Raw genomic sequence first — 16,957 nt, 5'->3', positions numbered from 1 at the left:
CCGAACAACGTGACTACGGCCACGCTCGCGCCGCTCGGGGGTTCTGATCTGCGCTGCATTGCTTGTCTCCTCTACCTGACGGCCACATCTATCTCGAATTCTCAGGACTCTAGCCTTCAGTATTTTGGTTGCTTATCCGCCGGCAATTTAAACCGAATATCTCCCGCCTAGCAGTTCAGATCTCAACAATCTAAACCGGCAAAAAAGCGAGCGGCTGCCGAATGATCGGAAGTCGCTCGAGTTGGGACAACCACAAAACGTCACGTGCGGATCTCATCTAGGGATATGCAGTAGGGGCCAATCCGTGCCTCATGCCCCAATCGTACCAGTTATCGACGACTGTTCCGGTTAGAAGAATGCCTATACCGCCGCAAAGAGGACAGAGAACTGCGAACCACCAAGCCCATCGATGAATGGATTCGACGGTAGCGTTGAAGCCCATAGTCCAGCGCCAGAAAAGCGCGGCACGCTCTGCAGCAGTTCCGCGATCCGTAATCTGCTCCAACTCGCGATCCCCGCCGTACCTACCGACTGCCAGGATCGTGGCGCCGTGCATCGCGAACAGCAGTGCTGACCCGTAAAGGAACGCAATCGAAAGCATGTGAAACGGATTGTAGAAGAGATTGCCGTGATCAAGAGAGAACTGATTTGTCCAATCTAAATGCCGAAAGATTCCAAATGGCGGAGCGACGCTCCAGCTTCCCATCAGAATTGGACGAATGTATCCCAATACGAGAAACAGCCAGATAGCCGCCGCGAAAGCCCAAGCTACATGCGTCCCCATTTTCAACTCGCGGGCACGCTTATACATCCGCACCCACCACAGAAGAATGGAGGTCGTGAGGAAGAAGCCGGCCATCAACCACCATCCACCCTCCTTCAAGGGTGGAAAAATTGTAAGCCCCCATTTTGCATCCGGCGGTTCGAGCGATAGCCAGAATAGCCGGCGGATGAACTGGATGGGATTCCAGTCAACCGATGCCAGCATGTTGAGACCTATGATCTCGATCGCGATAAAGCCCGACACAAGAGAGAGAACTCCGATCGTGCCGAGATAAACGGGCCCGATCTGCGCATCGCCGATCTTGCCAGCCCAGTAGGAAAAGAATGGCTGCCCTTGTCGGGGCCAACCCCGCCGAACGGGCACACCGAATTCGACGGGGCCGCGAACTTGCACTTGCGTAAATATGTTCTGATATTGTGCCATAGCGTTTCCCTATCGTCTCATGCCCAGATCGGAAGCTTCAGCCACCAATCCCACCAGTCAGCCCAAGCGTTGCCTTCCGCCCATAGCGGCCCGCTGATGATGATGCAGATCGCGCTGAATAAGACGGCGGACAAAGCCAAAAATAGCCCGAGCCGATGAATGCCGACGGTGCCGATCGAATAGCCAATTGTGTCGCGAAAGAAAGTGTTCTCGTGGTCAGGAGTCTTGACTGGCTCGTTCTCGAGCTCATGTCGCCCCGGATTGACCGCGGAGAGGATCACGCCGCCGTGGAGCGCAAGGGCCAGACACGTCGTGAAGAAGAACGACACCGCAATCATGTGCGCGGGATTGTAGTGGAAATTTCCGTAGCTATAGCCCGTGTTGGATACCCAATCGAGATGGCTCATGATTCCGTAAGGGAACCCGTAAGACCATGAACCCATCAATACCGGGCGTATGACGACAAGCGTGGTGTAAGCAAGAATTGCAAAGCCGAAGGCAAAAGGCACATGATAACCAATTCCAAGCTTGCGGCAGATTTCAACCTCTCGCATAGCCCATGAAATGAACGATCCCAAGGCACACACGGTTACAATCTGCCAAATCCCACCTTCCTTCAGCGGTGCAAATGCCAAACCGTATTTCACATCCGGTGGATTGATGCTCAGTTGGAACAAGCTCCAGGTCGGCCCTTGCGAGACGCCATAGAGGATCATCGCAACGCCAACGATCACGAATAAAATTGTCGTGACGCCGAAAAAGCCGACGTAGAAGGGGCCGACCCAGAAATCGAACAGGTCACCACCTATGATCGTGCCGCCGCGAACGCGATATTTTCTCTCGAAACTCAACATGGCCATCGCTCGGTCCTCCGGATGCGCACGTCTTTCGCGCGCTCATGGCATATCGGACGTGAACGGGCTCGGCGCCTATATCCGAGCCGCGTCCCTTCTATCGTCTGCACACACATCAGCCTGAAGTTCAGGCTGGTGCGCGGTTCGGAACTGACTGTTGAATTTCCGCTTTCGGCGCTACGCCCTTGTGAGCGCCCTCGAGCCAGTTGAAACGATCCGTGCTGAGCAATATGAAGTGAATGATCAGAGCGAGCGCAAACAGAAAGGTGAATAACGCGATCAGCGTACGACGCGGATCGAATAGAAGCCAAAGTCGCCACATGTCACCTTCTCCTATGCCACCAATGATTTCACGAAGCTCACCGCGTCGGTTATTCCGCCCGCTGTGGCATAGTTGACGGCATCAGTGACGCCATCTAGCGACGCATAACCGTTGGGACCTGGCAACCAAGGTCGCCACATCCAAACCAGAATGTGAGCCACTATCGCAATGACTGTGAACAGGATGAAGCTGGTCATAAATATACTGTGAAATTCCTTCGCTTCCTGTTCAGTCAAGCCGGATAAAGATCCGCCTCGCCTGTCGTCTATCGCCATGTTCTTTCTCCTCATGCGAGTTTCAGACTTCACCGCCTGTTCGGCGGCAGAGATGGTCGCGGCCTAGACCGCGGCCCCCGCTCAGCAAGCGCCGAGCGAACCATTCGCCCTAACCCATGAAGGAGTAGGCCGAGCAAGTTTTCGCTGCATCCCACGCGCGGGTAAACACGGAGGGCCGGCGGCGATCTCTAATTGTATTGAGCCAGTTCCACGGCATAAGTCGCTCGAGCATTGCCGCCGCGAGAAAAACAACAAAGCTCGCCGCAAAGATGAGGTGATATTCAATTGATGGCCTTCGATCGGAATGTGCATGCCGTTCGTGGCCAGTTATGTCTATCGCCATCGCGACCTCCCTGCCCTATGCATCTATTCGCCGTGAAAATTCGCCAGATAGCTGCCTCATGCCGCTCTTCCGCTCTCGATCGATGTGCTCGATTTCGAAACGCGTGAAGCAGTAACGCGCGCCTCGCCAGCACGCCGGGCTTCACGCTCAGCCGTATCGCGGAGCCGCTTCGCTGCGGAAATCCGGATTAGGACTGGATGAGATTCAAGTATGATCTCGAGCTCATCGTGTGCGTCGTCATCCCACGGAAGCTCCGCGTGCAAAGCAGCCGGTGTCGCTTCCACCTTGTCGAGTTCAGTTCCAAGCGGAAGGATGTTGAAAAGCGCGTCAAACAGAGCATTGCAGACTTCTTGGACGAGATAAGTCGCGCCGGAGTAGCCCATGAATGGCGTTCCGGTATGGCGCCGAATGACGGCACCGGGAAAGGAAGCCGGGATATAGATGGATCGCGCGCCGACCTCGGCGAGATACATGCGCTCGTTGTAGCTCCCAAAAAGAACGAGAGGCGTCTTCTCTTGAACAGCTTTTCTCACAGCATCATTATCCGGCTTAACGCCATGACGCCGGGCGAAAGAGAACGCACACGGAAGCCCCATCTCGACTTCAAGAAAATTGCGAACGCCGCGCGCGTAAGTTTCATTAGCCACGATCGCAAAATTTGCGGTGCCAAAGAAATCCTGGGTCACTGACCGCCATAGATCCCAGAGCGGCTTTATAGTCGTATGCTTCTCGCGTTCGATGAAAGGCTCTGGATCGATTTTGAGCAGATCTCCGAGCGCGCGAAGGAATTTCGTGGTCGAATGCAGTCCCACAGGCGCCTGTAGAAATGGACGTTCAAGCGTCTCGCAGAGCAAACGCCCAAACTCGCGATACATGCAGACATTAACTTCGGCGTCAGCGAGCTTCGGTACGTCCGCAAGATGCGAGCCGAGTGGGAAGACCATGTTGACTTCCGCGCCTATTCCTTCAATCAGCCGCCGAATTTCAGCGAGATCGCTCGGCATATTGAATGTGCCGTACATGGGCCCGACAATATTGACCTTCGGCTTTTGCCCTGCCGGTCTCGCCCTCAGCGCAGGAACTTTTTTGCGTCCAAATTCGGTCCACAGCCAATTGATGGCGCGGTTTGCGCTCTGCCATTGATCTTCGTCGATTGTGCGGGGCAGGAAGCGCTTGATATTGGTTCCTTCAGGCGTCACGCCACCGCCGATCATTTCGGCGATCGAACCGGTGACGACGACCGCTGGAAGCGAGGGATCGAGCGTCTTATGCGCGCGCTTCATGGCCTGCTCGGTGCCATGCTGGCCGAGCTCATCTTCCGACAATCCCGTCACGACAATTGGCAACTCGTGCGGCGGAAGAGCGTCCGTATAGTGGAGGACGGAGGTAACAGGTAGATTCTCACAACCTACCGGTCCGTCGATGATGACTTGAAGCCCCTTTATCGCGGCAAAAGCGTAGACTGAACCCCAATAGCCGCCCGCGCGATCATGGTCTGAGACGAGCATCAGATCATCTCCTCTGCTTTATTTTTTTTGGCGTCCTTATCCAGACGGCGTTTGTAGTCTTCGCGAAATTTCACATTATCCTTGGGCACATCTTCCCAGATGCCGGCCGAAGGCCCGTGTCCGACTCCTTCGAAGAAGTTTTTCATCACATCGAAACGCGTTTTGTTGGCGAGCGCGGCATTGACGACTTGCGCGAGAGAGCCAGCGCCAGCCGGCCCCATGAGCGGGCGCGCCGAAATGAGGTTCGTAAAATAGAGTGCCGGAATCGCCATCTCTTTTGCTTTTTGAACGACCGGCGTGGTGCCAATCGCGAGGTCCGGGTTGAACTCCCGTAGTGCGGCGAGATCCTGCTCAAGCGACGCCCGATAGGTCACCGTTATTCCCTTGGACGACAGCCATTCGCAATCGGGTTCCGACCAGACGGTGCGAGGGCAAGCCGTGCCGACGTAGCGAACATCGGCGCCACTCTCAACGAGCAGACGGGCGACGAGGAGCTCAGAACCTTCGTAACCCGAAACCGTTAGGCGGCCCTTGATCGGCATTTTCTCGAGCGCGGCAGAAATTAGAGGCAAAACTCGGGCTTTTGCTGCATCGACTTTATCGAACGGCACATTGCAGATCTTTCCGATCGAATCGATCCAAGCCGCAGTTCCGTCCAGACCGACCGGCGCAGAACCGATAATCGGACGTCCGGCTGTCTCGAATTCGCGAATGGTTGCGGTGTAAAACGGATGAACAGCCGCGACTGCCGCGCAATCGAGTGCAGCATAGAGTTCTCGCCATTCACGCGTCGGCACGACGGGACCTGCGGCCAAGCCGAGCGGCTCGAGCAACATACCAATCCCAATTGGGTCCGCCGGAAACATTTCGCCGAGCAATGCAATCGTCGGCTTGCCGCTGCGGCCGGCACGGGGAGCTTTGACCGGGCCGAGTTCCGCTTCGGTGCGCGCGTACTTCAGCATCGCACCCGCGAGAACATCCTTTGCTTCCGCGTGCGTCGGCACGCCGAAACCAGGCACATCGATGCCGATAATGCGGACACCGTCGATCTGTTTCGGCAGGAGCTGAAGTGGAATGCCGGAAGCCGTAGGAACGCAAAGATTGATGATGACAATGGCGTCTTGCTTTTCGGGGTCTGCGAGTTTGTAGACAGCTTCTCGAATGTCCTCGAAGAGCTTACCCGTCACCAAAGTTTCGGAGTTGAACGGAACGTACCCAACCGTTCGGCGCGCTCCGTAAAAATGCGATGTAAACGTCAATCCGTAGACACAGCAGGCTGATCCGGACAGTATTGTTGCTGTTCTGCGCATCCGCAAACCTACGCGCAGCGATCCGAAGGCCGGGCACATACTCTGGGGCTGATCGTGCGGACCTTTCGGATAATCCGCAGCATAGCGTGCGAGCAATTCAGTCTTGCCGGCAGCCTCAGCCGCTTGGCGCAATTGGTCTTTGCCGGCGTGGCAACCCAAACCATCCATTTTGATGGCGGCGCCTTTCATCTCCGAGGCCACGCCGCTTGCAGCCGCCGCTTGACCGCCATCCGACGAAGGCACTGGCGCCAGCTCGTCGTAGACGACTTCTGCAGTCGCTAGCTCTGAAAAAACTTCTTGCTCAGACACTGCCATCGGCCAATTCTTTTCAGAATGAAATCAGACGGTCTCGTAAATGACTTCAAGGGACGGCTTATCGACAACCGTTCCACCACACATGTCTTCGAGTGATGCGGGTTGAAGAACGACGTCGCGGCCCGTGTGTTCGCTTGAGAAAAGACCGAGCAACTGGTCCTGCGTCAGCGGCTTCGGCCTCAACGGCGGAGCTTCGGAGACATTAAGCGACAGTTCTTCGAAAAGTGGTGCCCACCGGCCTCCGGGCAGCCCCACGATCTCGTAGTTCGCGCTTTTTTTGCGTATGTCGTCGTGCGCGGGAATTGCAGCCAGTATTGGAATACCGGCCTCTTTGCAAAAGGCGCTCGCCTCTCCGGTACCGTCGTCCTTGTTGATCACCATTCCCGCAACGCCGACGTTCCCACCAAGCTTGCGGAAATATTCAACGGCCGAGCACACATTGTTCGCGACATACAGAGACTGCAAATCATTTGAACCGACAACGATCACCTTCTGGCACATGTCACGAGCGATCGGCAGACCGAAGCCGCCGCAAACAACGTCGCCGAGAAAATCAAGAAGGACGTAATCGAAGCCCCATTCGTGGAAGCCAAGTTTTTCTAGAAGTTCGAAGCCGTGAATGATGCCACGTCCGCCGCACCCTCTGCCGACTTCGGGGCCGCCGAGTTCCATGGCGAATACGCCATCGCGCTTGAAGCAGACATCGCCGATCTTGACGTCTTCACCGGCTAACTTCTTTTTTGACGACGTTTCGATGATCGTCGGACAGGCGCGACCGCCAAACAGAAGCGATGTTGTATCGCTCTTGGGATCGCAACCGATAAGCAGCGTGCGCTTACCCTGCTGCGCCATCATGTACGAAAGGTTAGCAAGCGTGAAACTTTTGCCGATGCCGCCCTTGCCGTAAATGGCGATGATTTGCGTTTCTTTGGTCGGCGCCGTCGTAACGACCGGATCCGGCTCTATTGCCGCCTCGGCACGCAAGAAATCTTGCATTTTTGGTCCGGACGAATGTGAAACAGCGCCCCCGCATCCACTCATGACGCTCTCCAATCCAAAATCATTTTCAAACAAGTCGGGTCGTTGAAGGCAGTGCGATACGCAGCACCGGCATCTTCGGCGGCCATGCGATGCGTAATCAGGCCATCCAAGCTAAGACGCCCGGTCTCAATCAGCCGCTTCACACCCGCGATATCGTCGGGCTGCCATTCAGCAGCGACACGAATGCGAGCCTCTTTCATAAAGGCAGGCGGAAAAGCGAATGATAGAGGTTCAGAATAAAAGCCCGCGAGGACAACCTCGCCCCGAGGTGCCAAGCGCCCGATCAGCGTATCGAGCAGCTTCGAATCCCCACTGACGTCGTAGATCGAGCGAAACCCCTTGTGGGCGTCGGTCGGAGCAACGACCTCGTATCCACTGGCGCCCAATCTTCTCTGCTCGTTAAGTTCCCACACGACCGGAGGCGCATTCCCGAGCGCGATCGCAATACGTGCCAGCAAGCGACCAAGAACGCCATGGCCGACGATCAAATCAGGAGCGACGGAACCCTCGACGATAGCGTGATACGCGGTCGCTGCGAGAGCGATGAGAACACCGCGCTCGCCCAGCGCTTCATCGATTGGTATCGCCCGACGGCCTGGGACGACAACGCGCGACGCCGCACCGCCGAATAGACCCCGAACGTCGCCGTAGCATTGAGCGCCCGGGACGAACACTCGATCGCCAACAGTCTGCCCGGAGTTACGTCCCGCGGAGAACACTCGGCCAACCGATTCATACCCCGGCACAAGTGGATAGCCGAGGCCCGGGAACTGCGGCATGCGCCCTGACCAGAGAAGACGTTCCGTTCCGGTGCTGACGCCGCTCCAATCGATGTCCACAACCACATCGTCGTCTCCGGCAGCAGCAAGCGCAAGACGGCTGAGCTCAAGGTGCTCGGGCTTTTTCAAAACGACGGCGAGGGCGTCCATATCTGATGACCCACTGCTGCAGCAGCGACGAGAGGCGCGATGCTGATCTCTTATTCGTCATCCTAATACGACACTATAGAGTGTCAATATATATTTACACTTTTACGCGGACGCTGTGATGACGCCCGTCTGCAAAAGGCGACGACCCTGATGAAAATGCACGTCTTTAAAACCGGCTTGCGTCAGTATCGCGGTAAATTTTTCGCGCGAACGCACGCGACCACGACCCATCGCCATCAAGTAAAATCCAAAATATGCCGACGCTATTGGCGCATGCCCCACGCACGGTAGAGGCTCGGCGATAAGGACCACGCCACCCTCACTGAGCGCCGCTCGCGCCGCTCGCAACAGCGTGAGAACTTTTTTATCGTCGTGATCTAGTGCAATCCTGATGAGCGAAATAACATCGGCACCCTTAGGAAGGGCATCGGAAAAGAAGTCGCCCCCGAAGATTTGACAGCAACGAGAAAGACCACGAGTCGAAAGTTCTGCTCGCGCGCGTTCGGCAACCGCGGGAAGATCGAAAAGCATCAATTCAAGTTTCGGAAAGCGCCTCGATACCTCGGCAAGAAATGCGCCCTCGCCGCCGCCGACATCCAGCAGACAACGGAAACTATTGAGCGGATAGGCGTCCAACACCTCATCGGCGACGATAGGTTGCGAGGCCGTCATCAGGGCACTGTAAGAGGCGACGTCCTCGGAACTGAGATCACTCGGTCGAGCGGCGGCGGCATAGGGCCAATACTTTCCCAGCTCCGTCGACTGCCCCGAACGTCGCAACAAGGAAACCGGATCAATCAAATCGGCATAGAGATGACGATGATGCGCTATCATTCGCGCCAAGCCGGGGTTCTGCGCGACAGAAGCCCCAAGCGGCCCGAGACCATATTTGCCGTTCGATCGCTTCTCGAGGAGACGCAGGGACACTGCCGCTTCCACGAGACGGGTAGTTGCTTCCGTCGAAAGAGCGCCATGTCGCGCGAGCGATTGCAAATCGAGCGGTTTTTCGAGCAGAAGATCGAATATGCCAAGCTCGACACATGCGGCGAGCACCTGGGAATAGACGAACCCGGCGCAAATATCGAAAAGATCGCGCGCTCTGCGACGAGCAATAAAGCGAGTCGGCCAGAATGAAGCCGCGCCGCGTTGAAACCCAGGATCGGCGTAGATCCGGTCTCGCCAAGCAAACCAACGATCACCTAGCGCCAGGGCCGAAAAATGTTCCCGCAGGGGAGCGACCACACGACCGAAACTCACCATAGCGCCTCACTAAGCGGCGACGAGCAACTCTTTCGGAAGGTAAGGGAGCGCCGACCGCGCGATGTGGACCCGTAGAGCATCACTGCCCGGACAAGCAGGCACGGATTCCGACGCGTCTGCGAGCAAGCTGCGAAGGCGCCGAACTGCGCCCTGCACACCCAGTTCGGTTGCTGCATTCGGACGTCCTAAGGCAAGGTCGCGCTTACCCGGCTTTCCCCGTTCCTTGGGGTCGGCAACAACATCGCAAATATCGTCCGCTATCTGATATGCCTCTCCTAGGAGATCCCCCAGACGGCGCCAAGGCTCGGACTCGTGACCCGCGGACTCTGCGCCGGCGATCGTCGCGGCCGAAAACAGCGATCCCGTCTTGGCCCTATGGTATTCCGAAATGAGAATTTCCTCTTCGCACTCCCACGCCTGTCCGGCAACGATACCGCAAGGGCCGCCGACCGCTGCTGCCACGGTCGAAAGGATGTTCGCTGCACGCTGCGTCGAAATCGGCATGCACAGCCCAAGAGTTTGAAAAGCTGCCACGATCAGAGCATCGCCCGCAAGAACTGCAAGGGGCGCACCAAACGCCTTGTGGACCGAGGGCTTTCCGCGCCTCTCATCGGCATCGTCAAAACACGGTAGATCATCGTGGACCAAAGAGGCACAATGCAAAAGCTCTATCGCCGCCGCTGCGCCGTTTGCCAACTCTGGCTCATCGTCACCGCACGCAACCGCAACCGCCAGACATAATCGGGGACGGACGCGCGCGCCCCCTGGAAACACTGCGTGATGCACGGCCGAGCGCAGTTTTGGTGGACAGGGAGCTTCACAAGCAAATTGAAGTGTGGCCTTGAGAGAAAGCTCAATGCGTGGTTCCGCGCTCATGATCCACATCCCATTGTAAGATATTTTTACCTTTAATAAGTGTCCATTTCAGTTTACATCAGTCATTCACGAATGCAACGCGAATGTTGGATTGCATGTCTAAGGCAAAACGTGTGGTCGTGATCGGAGCCGGAATCGGCGGCCTGGTTGCAGCTGTTGAATTGGCGATCGGCGGCTGCGAGGTCACGGTTTTGGAGCGCGCCGCCGAACCCGGCGGCAAGATGCGCACACTCACCGTAGATGGACGACAACTCGACGTTGGACCGACCGTATTCACGATGCGGTGGGTATTCGATGAAATTTTCGCCGAGGCTGGTACCTCGCTCGAAAGCTTCATCACGCTCGATCCGGTGTCCGTGTTGGCACGGCACACTTGGAGCGAAACCGAGCGGCTGGATCTTTTTGCCGATATCGCGCAATCGTCGGACGCAATCGGCGCATTCGCAGGCGCAATTGAGGCTCGAGCCTATGTCGCGTTCTGCAAACGCGCGCAGGCGACCTATGACACGCTGAAAACATCTTACATTCTTGCCGCGAAGCCAACGCCGCTGTCGCTCACTGCGGGAGCAGGATTGAGCGGATTGGCGGACCTTTGGCGCATTTCCCCATTCGCGACGCTCTGGAAGACCCTTGGTGATTATTTCAAAGACGCCCGCTTGCGCCAGCTTTTCGCTCGTTACGCAACTTATTGCGGTTCATCTCCGTTCGATGCTCCCGCCACGCTCATGCTTATCTCTCACGTCGAACGCGAAGGCGTCTGGATTATCGATGGGGGCATACACCGCTTAGCGAAGGCGTTGGAAAAACTGGCCCGTATGCGAGGAGCGACTTTCCGCTACGAATCCGAAGTAAGGGAAATAAACGCCCGAGGCGGCAAGACTTGCGGCGTGACCCTGACATCGGGCGAGCGGATCGAATGTGACGCAATCATCGCCAATTCCGACACCAACGCATTATCTGCCGGATTGCTGGGAGCCGACGCGGCCAAAGCCATCAATACCTCTAGCGGCCCCGCCTCGTTATCTGCGGTCACTTGGGCATTGGTCGCCAAGACACGCGGATTTCCGCTCGCACGCCACAACGTCTTTTTCTCGGACGATTACCGGTCGGAGTTCGAGGATCTTTTCTCCCGAAAGCAGATACCTTCCAAACCCACGGTGTACGTCTGCGCCGAGGATCGCCACGAAAATTCGGCGAGCGGTATCGAAGAAGAGCGGATCTTTATATTGATCAACGCTCCTCCTACCGGCGACATCCACGCGTTCGATAAACCGGAGATAGTCTCATGCGCAAAACGCGCGTTCGGCCTCTTGCAGCGGTGCGGTCTTTCGATAGAAGTCGATCCGAACACGATGGCCGCGACGACGCCGCGCGATTTCGCGAAACTTTTTCCGGGTACGGGGGGCGCGCTTTACGGCCGGGCCTCGCACGGTTGGGCGGCATCTTTCGCTCGCCCGACCGCGAAGACACGCCTCGAAGGTCTTTACCTCGCAGGAGGGAGCGTACATCCGGGGCCGGGAGTTCCGATGGCCGCGATTTCGGGCAGACTGGCCGCGACGCAACTCCTCTCGGATATCCATTCGACTCCGCGATTCCACGGAATGGCTATGCCTGGTGGTATCTCGACGCGCTGAGTAGCGATGGTCAGCAAGCCATCACTATAATAGCTATGCTCGGAAATGTTTTTTCACCGTATTACGCATTTGCGCGTCGGCACAATCCCGCCGAACCGCTCAATCACTGCGCGATCAATGTTGCCTTGTATGGGCCGCGCAGCAAACATTGGGCTATGACCGAACGCCCTCGCCACGACATCCAGCGCACGCCGATACGGTTGACCATCGGTCCGAGTTCGGTTTCGTGTGACGCCAAAAGCATTACGTTCATGATCGATGAGGTGTGCGTGCCGCTGCCCACACGCATCAAGGGCAGGGTGCGCGTGTTCCCATCGGGGATGAACGCTATTCCGACCGCGCTCCATCCCGCGGGCCTTCATTGGTGGCTGCCGATCGCGCCGTCGGCGCGCGTTGAAGTCGATTTTGACGATCCACGGAAGACCTGGACGGGCGATGGATATCTGGACTGCAACTTCGGTCAGCAACCCCTCGAAGCTGCCTTCAAACAATGGAATTGGGCCCGTGGTCAGACCAAACAAGGCTCAGTTATCTTGTACAATGTTGAAACGCGAGAGGGGGACCGGATTTCTCTTGCAAGACTTTACGATATGTCGGGCCGTATGCACACCTTGCCTCCGCGAGGCGAAGCGAAACTGCCGAACACGCGTTGGCATATAAAGCGAAAAATAAATAGCGATGACGATACCCAGCCACGAATTTTGAAAACGTTCGAAGACACGCCGTTCTACGCCCGCTCGCTCATCGAAACGACACTGTTTGGCTCCCGAACGACCATGGTGCACGAAAGCCTATGCCTCGATCGCTTTGCCAATCCTGTAATACGATCGATGCTACCATTTCGAATGCCCAGGTGGCGTCATTCGAAAAAACCGAGACCGTCAGAAGGCGGCACTAAATAACGCAAGATTTTTTCAACCATGGCGGGGCCACGATGACCGACGTGATAACCTTGCATTCCCGGCTCCGGCAAGAGACGAGAGCCCTCCACGAAGATTTGGAAAGCGTCGTCAAGATCGACGATCAAATATCATCCCTTCAGCGCTACGCCGCTTATCTGGCACGCTTATGGGCACTGTACGCGGCGGCAGAGGAGGCACTAAGCGCGATCGATTTTAGGCCGCTCGGCTTCGATTACGGTGATCGTCGACGATCTGAACTCATCGCGTGCGACCTAGGAACTCTGGGCATCGATCCATCGACGCTGCACTGCGGGAAAAGTATCGAAGCGCCGCTGAAACGAACAATTGAATCCGGATTAGGCTGCATCTACGTCCTAGAAGGATCCGCGCTTGGTGCTCGCGCCATGGCACCCTTGGTTGAAGCAAAGCTCGGTCTTACCAAAACGCATGGCGCAACTTTTTTTTGGGGCTATGGCGAAAACGGCAAGCCGCTCTGGCGCACTTTCCTAAACTCCATCAATTCCATAGATCCGGCCTCTGCCGAAGCGGACAAAGTGGTTGAATCTGCTCAGTCGACGTTCTTGTTTTTTCGGCGCTGGCTACCCGAGTGTCGCGAAGAAAGAACCACTTCCGTCGTCACGTAGACTTGACAAAATATTTGCATCCAGAGACGATAGTTTAGCCCCGCTAAGAGGGAAGACGTGGAGGAGATGGCCGTGCGCCTATTTGGGCCGCACATTGCTGCGCGCTACCGCACTATCTGCGGCGCAGAACTTAGGATTCGGCTATGAATGCAGCCGATCACCCCAAAACGAAGGCGATTATCACCGCTAAAAACGTCGACCTCTCGAACTGCGATCGCGAGTTGGTTCAATTTCCAGGCGCGATCCAGCCGCACGGTGCGATGCTTATCGTCGATGAGCCGGAATACATCATTCGCCAAGCCAGCGAGAACTCCGCGGATTTTGTTGGACACACTGCTGAATTCTTGCTCGGCAAATCCATAGAAAAAGTTTTCGGACACAGCGCCCCGCAGATGCTCGATCGCTTGCGGCGCGTGTCCCTTGAAAACGGTCCCGTCCACGTGGTTAGGGAATCGTTTGCCGGGTCCGCGCGGGGCGTGAACATTTTTGCTCATCGTTGCGGCGGCGCACTAATTCTGGAACTCGAACTTGTTGCATCACAACACGACGTGATGACCGCGCATCTGTATTCGGATGTGCGGGAGACCGTGGCGGAACTGGAGAATACGAAAGGGCTTCAAGCGTTCCTCGACTTGGCCGTCAAGCGCATTCAGACCTTCACAGGCTACGAGCGCGTCATGGCATATAAATTTGCTGAGGACGGCAGCGGACAGGTCGTAGCGGAGGCAAAACGCGAAAATCTTGAGCCGTATCTTGGGCTCCGCTATCCCTCAACCGACATTCCCGCGCCGGCTAGGCGTATGTTTGGCTTGAGCTGGTTACGACATTTGCCCGACGTCGACTATGTCCCCGTTCGGCTTTATCCCGAGTTCCATCCCGCAACGCACAAGCCCGTTGATATGAGTTACGCAATCTTGCGTAGCGTTTCCGTTATGTATTCCGGCTACCTGAAAAACATGGGCGTTAAGTCGACTATGGTCATGCCCCTGATGAAGGAGGGGAAACTGTGGGGATTGATCTCCGCCATGCATCACAGCGGTCCGATGCAGGTCCAATATGAAGCCCGCATGGCGGCTGAATTCCTGTCGCACATGCTGTCTCTCTTGATGGGTGCGAAAGAAGATGCCGATGGATTTAACGAACGGCTGCGCATGACCGCCATCACTGACCAACTTGTTGAAAGGTTGAGCCGTCAGCCGGCCTTACATGAATCGCTGGGTGCATCTGATCAATCGCCAAACTTGTTATCCCAAATTCCAGCAACGGGGGCTGCGGTCGTAGCACAAGGAAAGATCTCCACCATCGGAGTCACGCCCCCCAAGAAAGCGATCCAGGCGCTCGCGAAATGGCTCGCCTCCCAAAGTCAACCGATCTTGGCCACCGACCGCCTCTCCGAGATCTATCCTCCCGCTTCCACTTTTAAGACCGTAGCGAGCGGCGCGTTAGCCGCTAGAATATCTCATCAGAGCTCTGATTTTCTTGTGTGGTTCAGACCAGAGCACATCGAAGTTGCTAAGTGGGCGGGCGATCCCAAGAAGCCCGTCAAGATCAGCGAGGCCGCCGGCGAGCTTCGATTGCAGCCTCGCAGCTCATTCGCCCTTTGGAAGGAGAGCGTGACCGGGAGGTCGGAGCCATGGCGAAAGGACGAGGAGGCGATTGCCGGCAACCTGCGACAAGCAATTTCGGAGGTCATTTTGAGCAGGGCCCAGCAGATCGAGCGAATGAATTCCGAATTGGAAAAAGCGAATGTTGAACTCGACAGCTTCGCTTATGTTGCATCGCACGATTTAAAAGAACCACTGCGCGGCGTGCATCTTTTGGCAAGCTTTCTCAAACGCGCTCTAGAAGGAAAGCTGAATACGGAAGGCAGACAGCAACTTGAAACGATATTAAAACTCACGCGGAGAATGGACGACCTCATCGAATCTTTATTGCAGTATTCCCGAACCGGCCGTCTCGAATTGAATCTTGAGATGGTCGACATGGATGAATTGCTTGACGAGGCGCTCGTCGACTGTCGTCATACGGCGGGTCACAACGATGTCCGCATCCGCCGATCGGGCCCGTTAGGAATAGCAAAATGTGATCGCGTTCGGACCCGGGAGATCTTCTTAAATCTCATTATCAACGCAAAAAAATACAACGATAAAGCACAACGATGGGTGGAAATCGGAGTCGAGGATACGTCGCCTCGTCGTTATTATGTGCGCGACAATGGCATCGGCATTTCCGAGGACTCGCGGGAGCGCATCTTCGAGATTTTCCGGCGTATCCATGGCAAAGATGAATTCGGCGGCGGCGTGGGCGCCGGACTGACGATCGCACGGCGGGCCGTCGAGAGACACGCGGGAAGAATTTGGGTCGAATCATCACTCGGCAAGGGTTCGACATTTTATTTTACACTTGCGCCGGAGGGCTCCGCATGACCCCGCAACTTGGCACAATATTGTCGATCGAAGACAATGACACGGATTTCATGACGTTGGAGTTTGCCCTTCGCTCTGCGGGCGTTAAAAACCCAGTCCAACGGTGGGATAACGGCAGCACGGCCATGCAGATCCTCATCGGCAGCAAGGCCGAATTTGAGGGGCTGAAAGCATCTTTAGTCCTCCTCGATCTCAACCTTCCCGGCGTTGACGGCCTCCAGTTGCTCAAAGCGTTACGAGCCCGCGATCCCAACCGGCGAATACCGGTTCTAGTTTTATCGACTTCATCGCATCCTCGAGACATAGACGCCTGTTACCTTGCGGGTGCAGACGGATATTTGGTCAAGCCGCTCGACCTGGAATCCTGGGAAGCGGATGTGGGTAACCTGGCTGAAAAATGGCTGGCAGACCATCGTCAGAATTCTGCGGAGCGTGAACAAGCAGTAACACCCTCGGCCAACCTCAAAAAATGCGAACCAACTGCGTCGATGCGAAAGAAATTCGAGCGCGACATGCGGAGGTCGCAGCTGACCCGAACAATAGAATGCGAAATCATTCCAAGATTATTGATTGCGCACGGTTGCGTAAGTTCAATATCGGCAATTCACAACCTGCCTGCAGGAACCGTCGAATCCGGAGATGAGGTTGCCGAACTCGTGCATTTGGTTCTCGCGCGGGATGCCCGCGTAGCAGCATCGTACATTGAGACCCGACGTCTCCAGGGCGCAACTCTAGAGAACCTGTTTCATGTGCTTATCGGCCCCGCTGCGCGCTTGATCGGAGATTTGTGGAAGGCGGAAATTTGCAGCTTTCACGAGTTTTCCGAAGGTTTATCTCGCCTACAGCTCATGCTGGTGGAACTCGGCCCCAACGCGGATAAAACCCGACTGCACTAAGATCACGCTGTGCCTCCTCGTTCTCTAAGGCATGCCGGGTGAATGAATAGTCGCGCGCGCGACTGCGTGTTCTGGAGAAGGCGCCAAAATTCATCCCGCGACTTGCGGTAGATGCGGAAAAATGATCCACTGCATTGACACGTCAAAGTGTCACCAATAGTTTACAATCAGCTTGGCGTGATCAGCATGTTGGGCCGAGAAGCGGTCGACATCTG

15 protein-coding genes are annotated in these 16,957 nt (G+C 56.1%); 5 read left to right on the top strand and 10 right to left on the bottom strand.

Features of this window, described 5'->3' with window-relative positions:
* Positions 1 to 277: 277 nt before the first annotated feature.
* From pufM to WC811_RS03200, 10 genes are all read right to left on the bottom strand, one after another.
* Entirely contained in the window at positions 278 to 1,207 is a 930-nt protein-coding gene (gene pufM, locus WC811_RS03245) for a photosynthetic reaction center subunit M (protein ID WP_372640923.1), read from the bottom strand.
* Between the two features lie 17 nt (positions 1,208 to 1,224).
* Positions 1,225 to 2,067, bottom strand: a complete 843-nt coding sequence (gene pufL, locus WC811_RS03240; protein ID WP_372640921.1) for a photosynthetic reaction center subunit L — start codon at positions 2,065 to 2,067, stop codon at positions 1,225 to 1,227.
* A gap of 121 nt (positions 2,068 to 2,188) precedes the next feature.
* On the bottom strand, positions 2,189 to 2,383 hold the full coding sequence (pufA, locus tag WC811_RS03235; protein ID WP_372640919.1) for a light-harvesting antenna LH1, alpha subunit: 195 nt from the start codon (positions 2,381 to 2,383) through the stop codon (positions 2,189 to 2,191).
* Positions 2,384 to 2,394: 11 nt separating this feature from the next.
* Positions 2,395 to 2,658: a light-harvesting antenna LH1, beta subunit gene (pufB, locus tag WC811_RS03230; protein ID WP_372640917.1), complete on the bottom strand. Its 264-nt coding sequence runs from the start codon at positions 2,656 to 2,658 to the stop codon at positions 2,395 to 2,397.
* Between the two features lie 399 nt (positions 2,659 to 3,057).
* Positions 3,058 to 4,509 carry a chlorophyllide a reductase subunit Z gene (gene bchZ / locus WC811_RS03225; protein WP_372640915.1) on the bottom strand — a complete coding sequence of 484 codons (1,452 nt, stop codon included), beginning with the start codon at positions 4,507 to 4,509 and terminating at the stop codon, positions 3,058 to 3,060.
* Positions 4,509 to 6,008 carry a chlorophyllide a reductase subunit Y gene (gene bchY / locus WC811_RS03220; RefSeq protein WP_372641744.1) on the bottom strand — a complete coding sequence of 500 codons (1,500 nt, stop codon included), beginning with the start codon at positions 6,006 to 6,008 and terminating at the stop codon, positions 4,509 to 4,511. The genes bchZ and bchY overlap by 1 nt, the downstream gene beginning before the upstream one ends.
* Positions 6,009 to 6,158: 150 nt before the next feature.
* Positions 6,159 to 7,130, bottom strand: coding sequence for a chlorophyllide a reductase iron protein subunit X (locus WC811_RS03215; RefSeq protein ID WP_372640913.1), 972 nt, complete (start codon positions 7,128 to 7,130; stop codon positions 6,159 to 6,161).
* A 41-nt stretch (positions 7,131 to 7,171) separates the two neighbouring features.
* Entirely contained in the window at positions 7,172 to 8,104 is a 933-nt protein-coding gene (gene bchC / locus WC811_RS03210) for a chlorophyll synthesis pathway protein BchC (RefSeq protein ID WP_372640911.1), read from the bottom strand.
* 102 nt (positions 8,105 to 8,206) lie between these two features.
* On the bottom strand, positions 8,207 to 9,364 hold the full coding sequence (locus WC811_RS03205) for a methyltransferase (RefSeq protein WP_372640908.1): 1,158 nt from the start codon (positions 9,362 to 9,364) through the stop codon (positions 8,207 to 8,209).
* A gap of 9 nt (positions 9,365 to 9,373) precedes the next feature.
* Positions 9,374 to 10,240 (bottom strand): polyprenyl synthetase family protein, encoded by an 867-nt coding sequence (locus WC811_RS03200; RefSeq protein ID WP_372640905.1) that lies wholly within the window; start codon positions 10,238 to 10,240, stop codon positions 9,374 to 9,376.
* A gap of 95 nt (positions 10,241 to 10,335) precedes the next feature.
* On the opposite strand from WC811_RS03200, the gene crtD reads away from it, so the two are divergent.
* The 5 genes from crtD (at position 10,336) to WC811_RS03175 (ending at position 16,742) form a co-directional block, all read left to right on the top strand.
* Positions 10,336 to 11,874 carry a 1-hydroxycarotenoid 3,4-desaturase CrtD gene (gene crtD, locus WC811_RS03195; protein ID WP_372640903.1) on the top strand — a complete coding sequence of 513 codons (1,539 nt, stop codon included), beginning with the start codon at positions 10,336 to 10,338 and terminating at the stop codon, positions 11,872 to 11,874.
* Between the two features lie 35 nt (positions 11,875 to 11,909).
* The gene (locus WC811_RS03190; RefSeq protein ID WP_372640901.1) at positions 11,910 to 12,776 is read left to right on the top strand and encodes a hypothetical protein; all 867 of its coding nucleotides are present in this window, start codon (positions 11,910 to 11,912) and stop codon (positions 12,774 to 12,776) included.
* Positions 12,777 to 12,808: 32 nt separating this feature from the next.
* On the top strand, positions 12,809 to 13,420 hold the full coding sequence (locus tag WC811_RS03185; protein ID WP_372640899.1) for a biliverdin-producing heme oxygenase: 612 nt from the start codon (positions 12,809 to 12,811) through the stop codon (positions 13,418 to 13,420).
* 143 nt (positions 13,421 to 13,563) lie between these two features.
* On the top strand, positions 13,564 to 15,846 hold the full coding sequence (locus tag WC811_RS03180) for an ATP-binding protein (RefSeq protein ID WP_372640897.1): 2,283 nt from the start codon (positions 13,564 to 13,566) through the stop codon (positions 15,844 to 15,846).
* Positions 15,843 to 16,742 carry a response regulator gene (locus tag WC811_RS03175; protein ID WP_372640895.1) on the top strand — a complete coding sequence of 300 codons (900 nt, stop codon included), beginning with the start codon at positions 15,843 to 15,845 and terminating at the stop codon, positions 16,740 to 16,742. Before WC811_RS03180 ends, WC811_RS03175 begins: the two co-directional genes overlap by 4 nt.
* The last annotated feature ends 215 nt before the right edge of the window (positions 16,743 to 16,957 follow it).

The sequence above is a fragment of the Hyphomicrobium sp. genome, from assembly GCF_041659645.1.
Lineage (GTDB): Bacteria > Pseudomonadota > Alphaproteobacteria > Rhizobiales > Hyphomicrobiaceae > Hyphomicrobium_B.
This window is presented reverse-complemented; position numbering and strand designations above follow the sequence as displayed.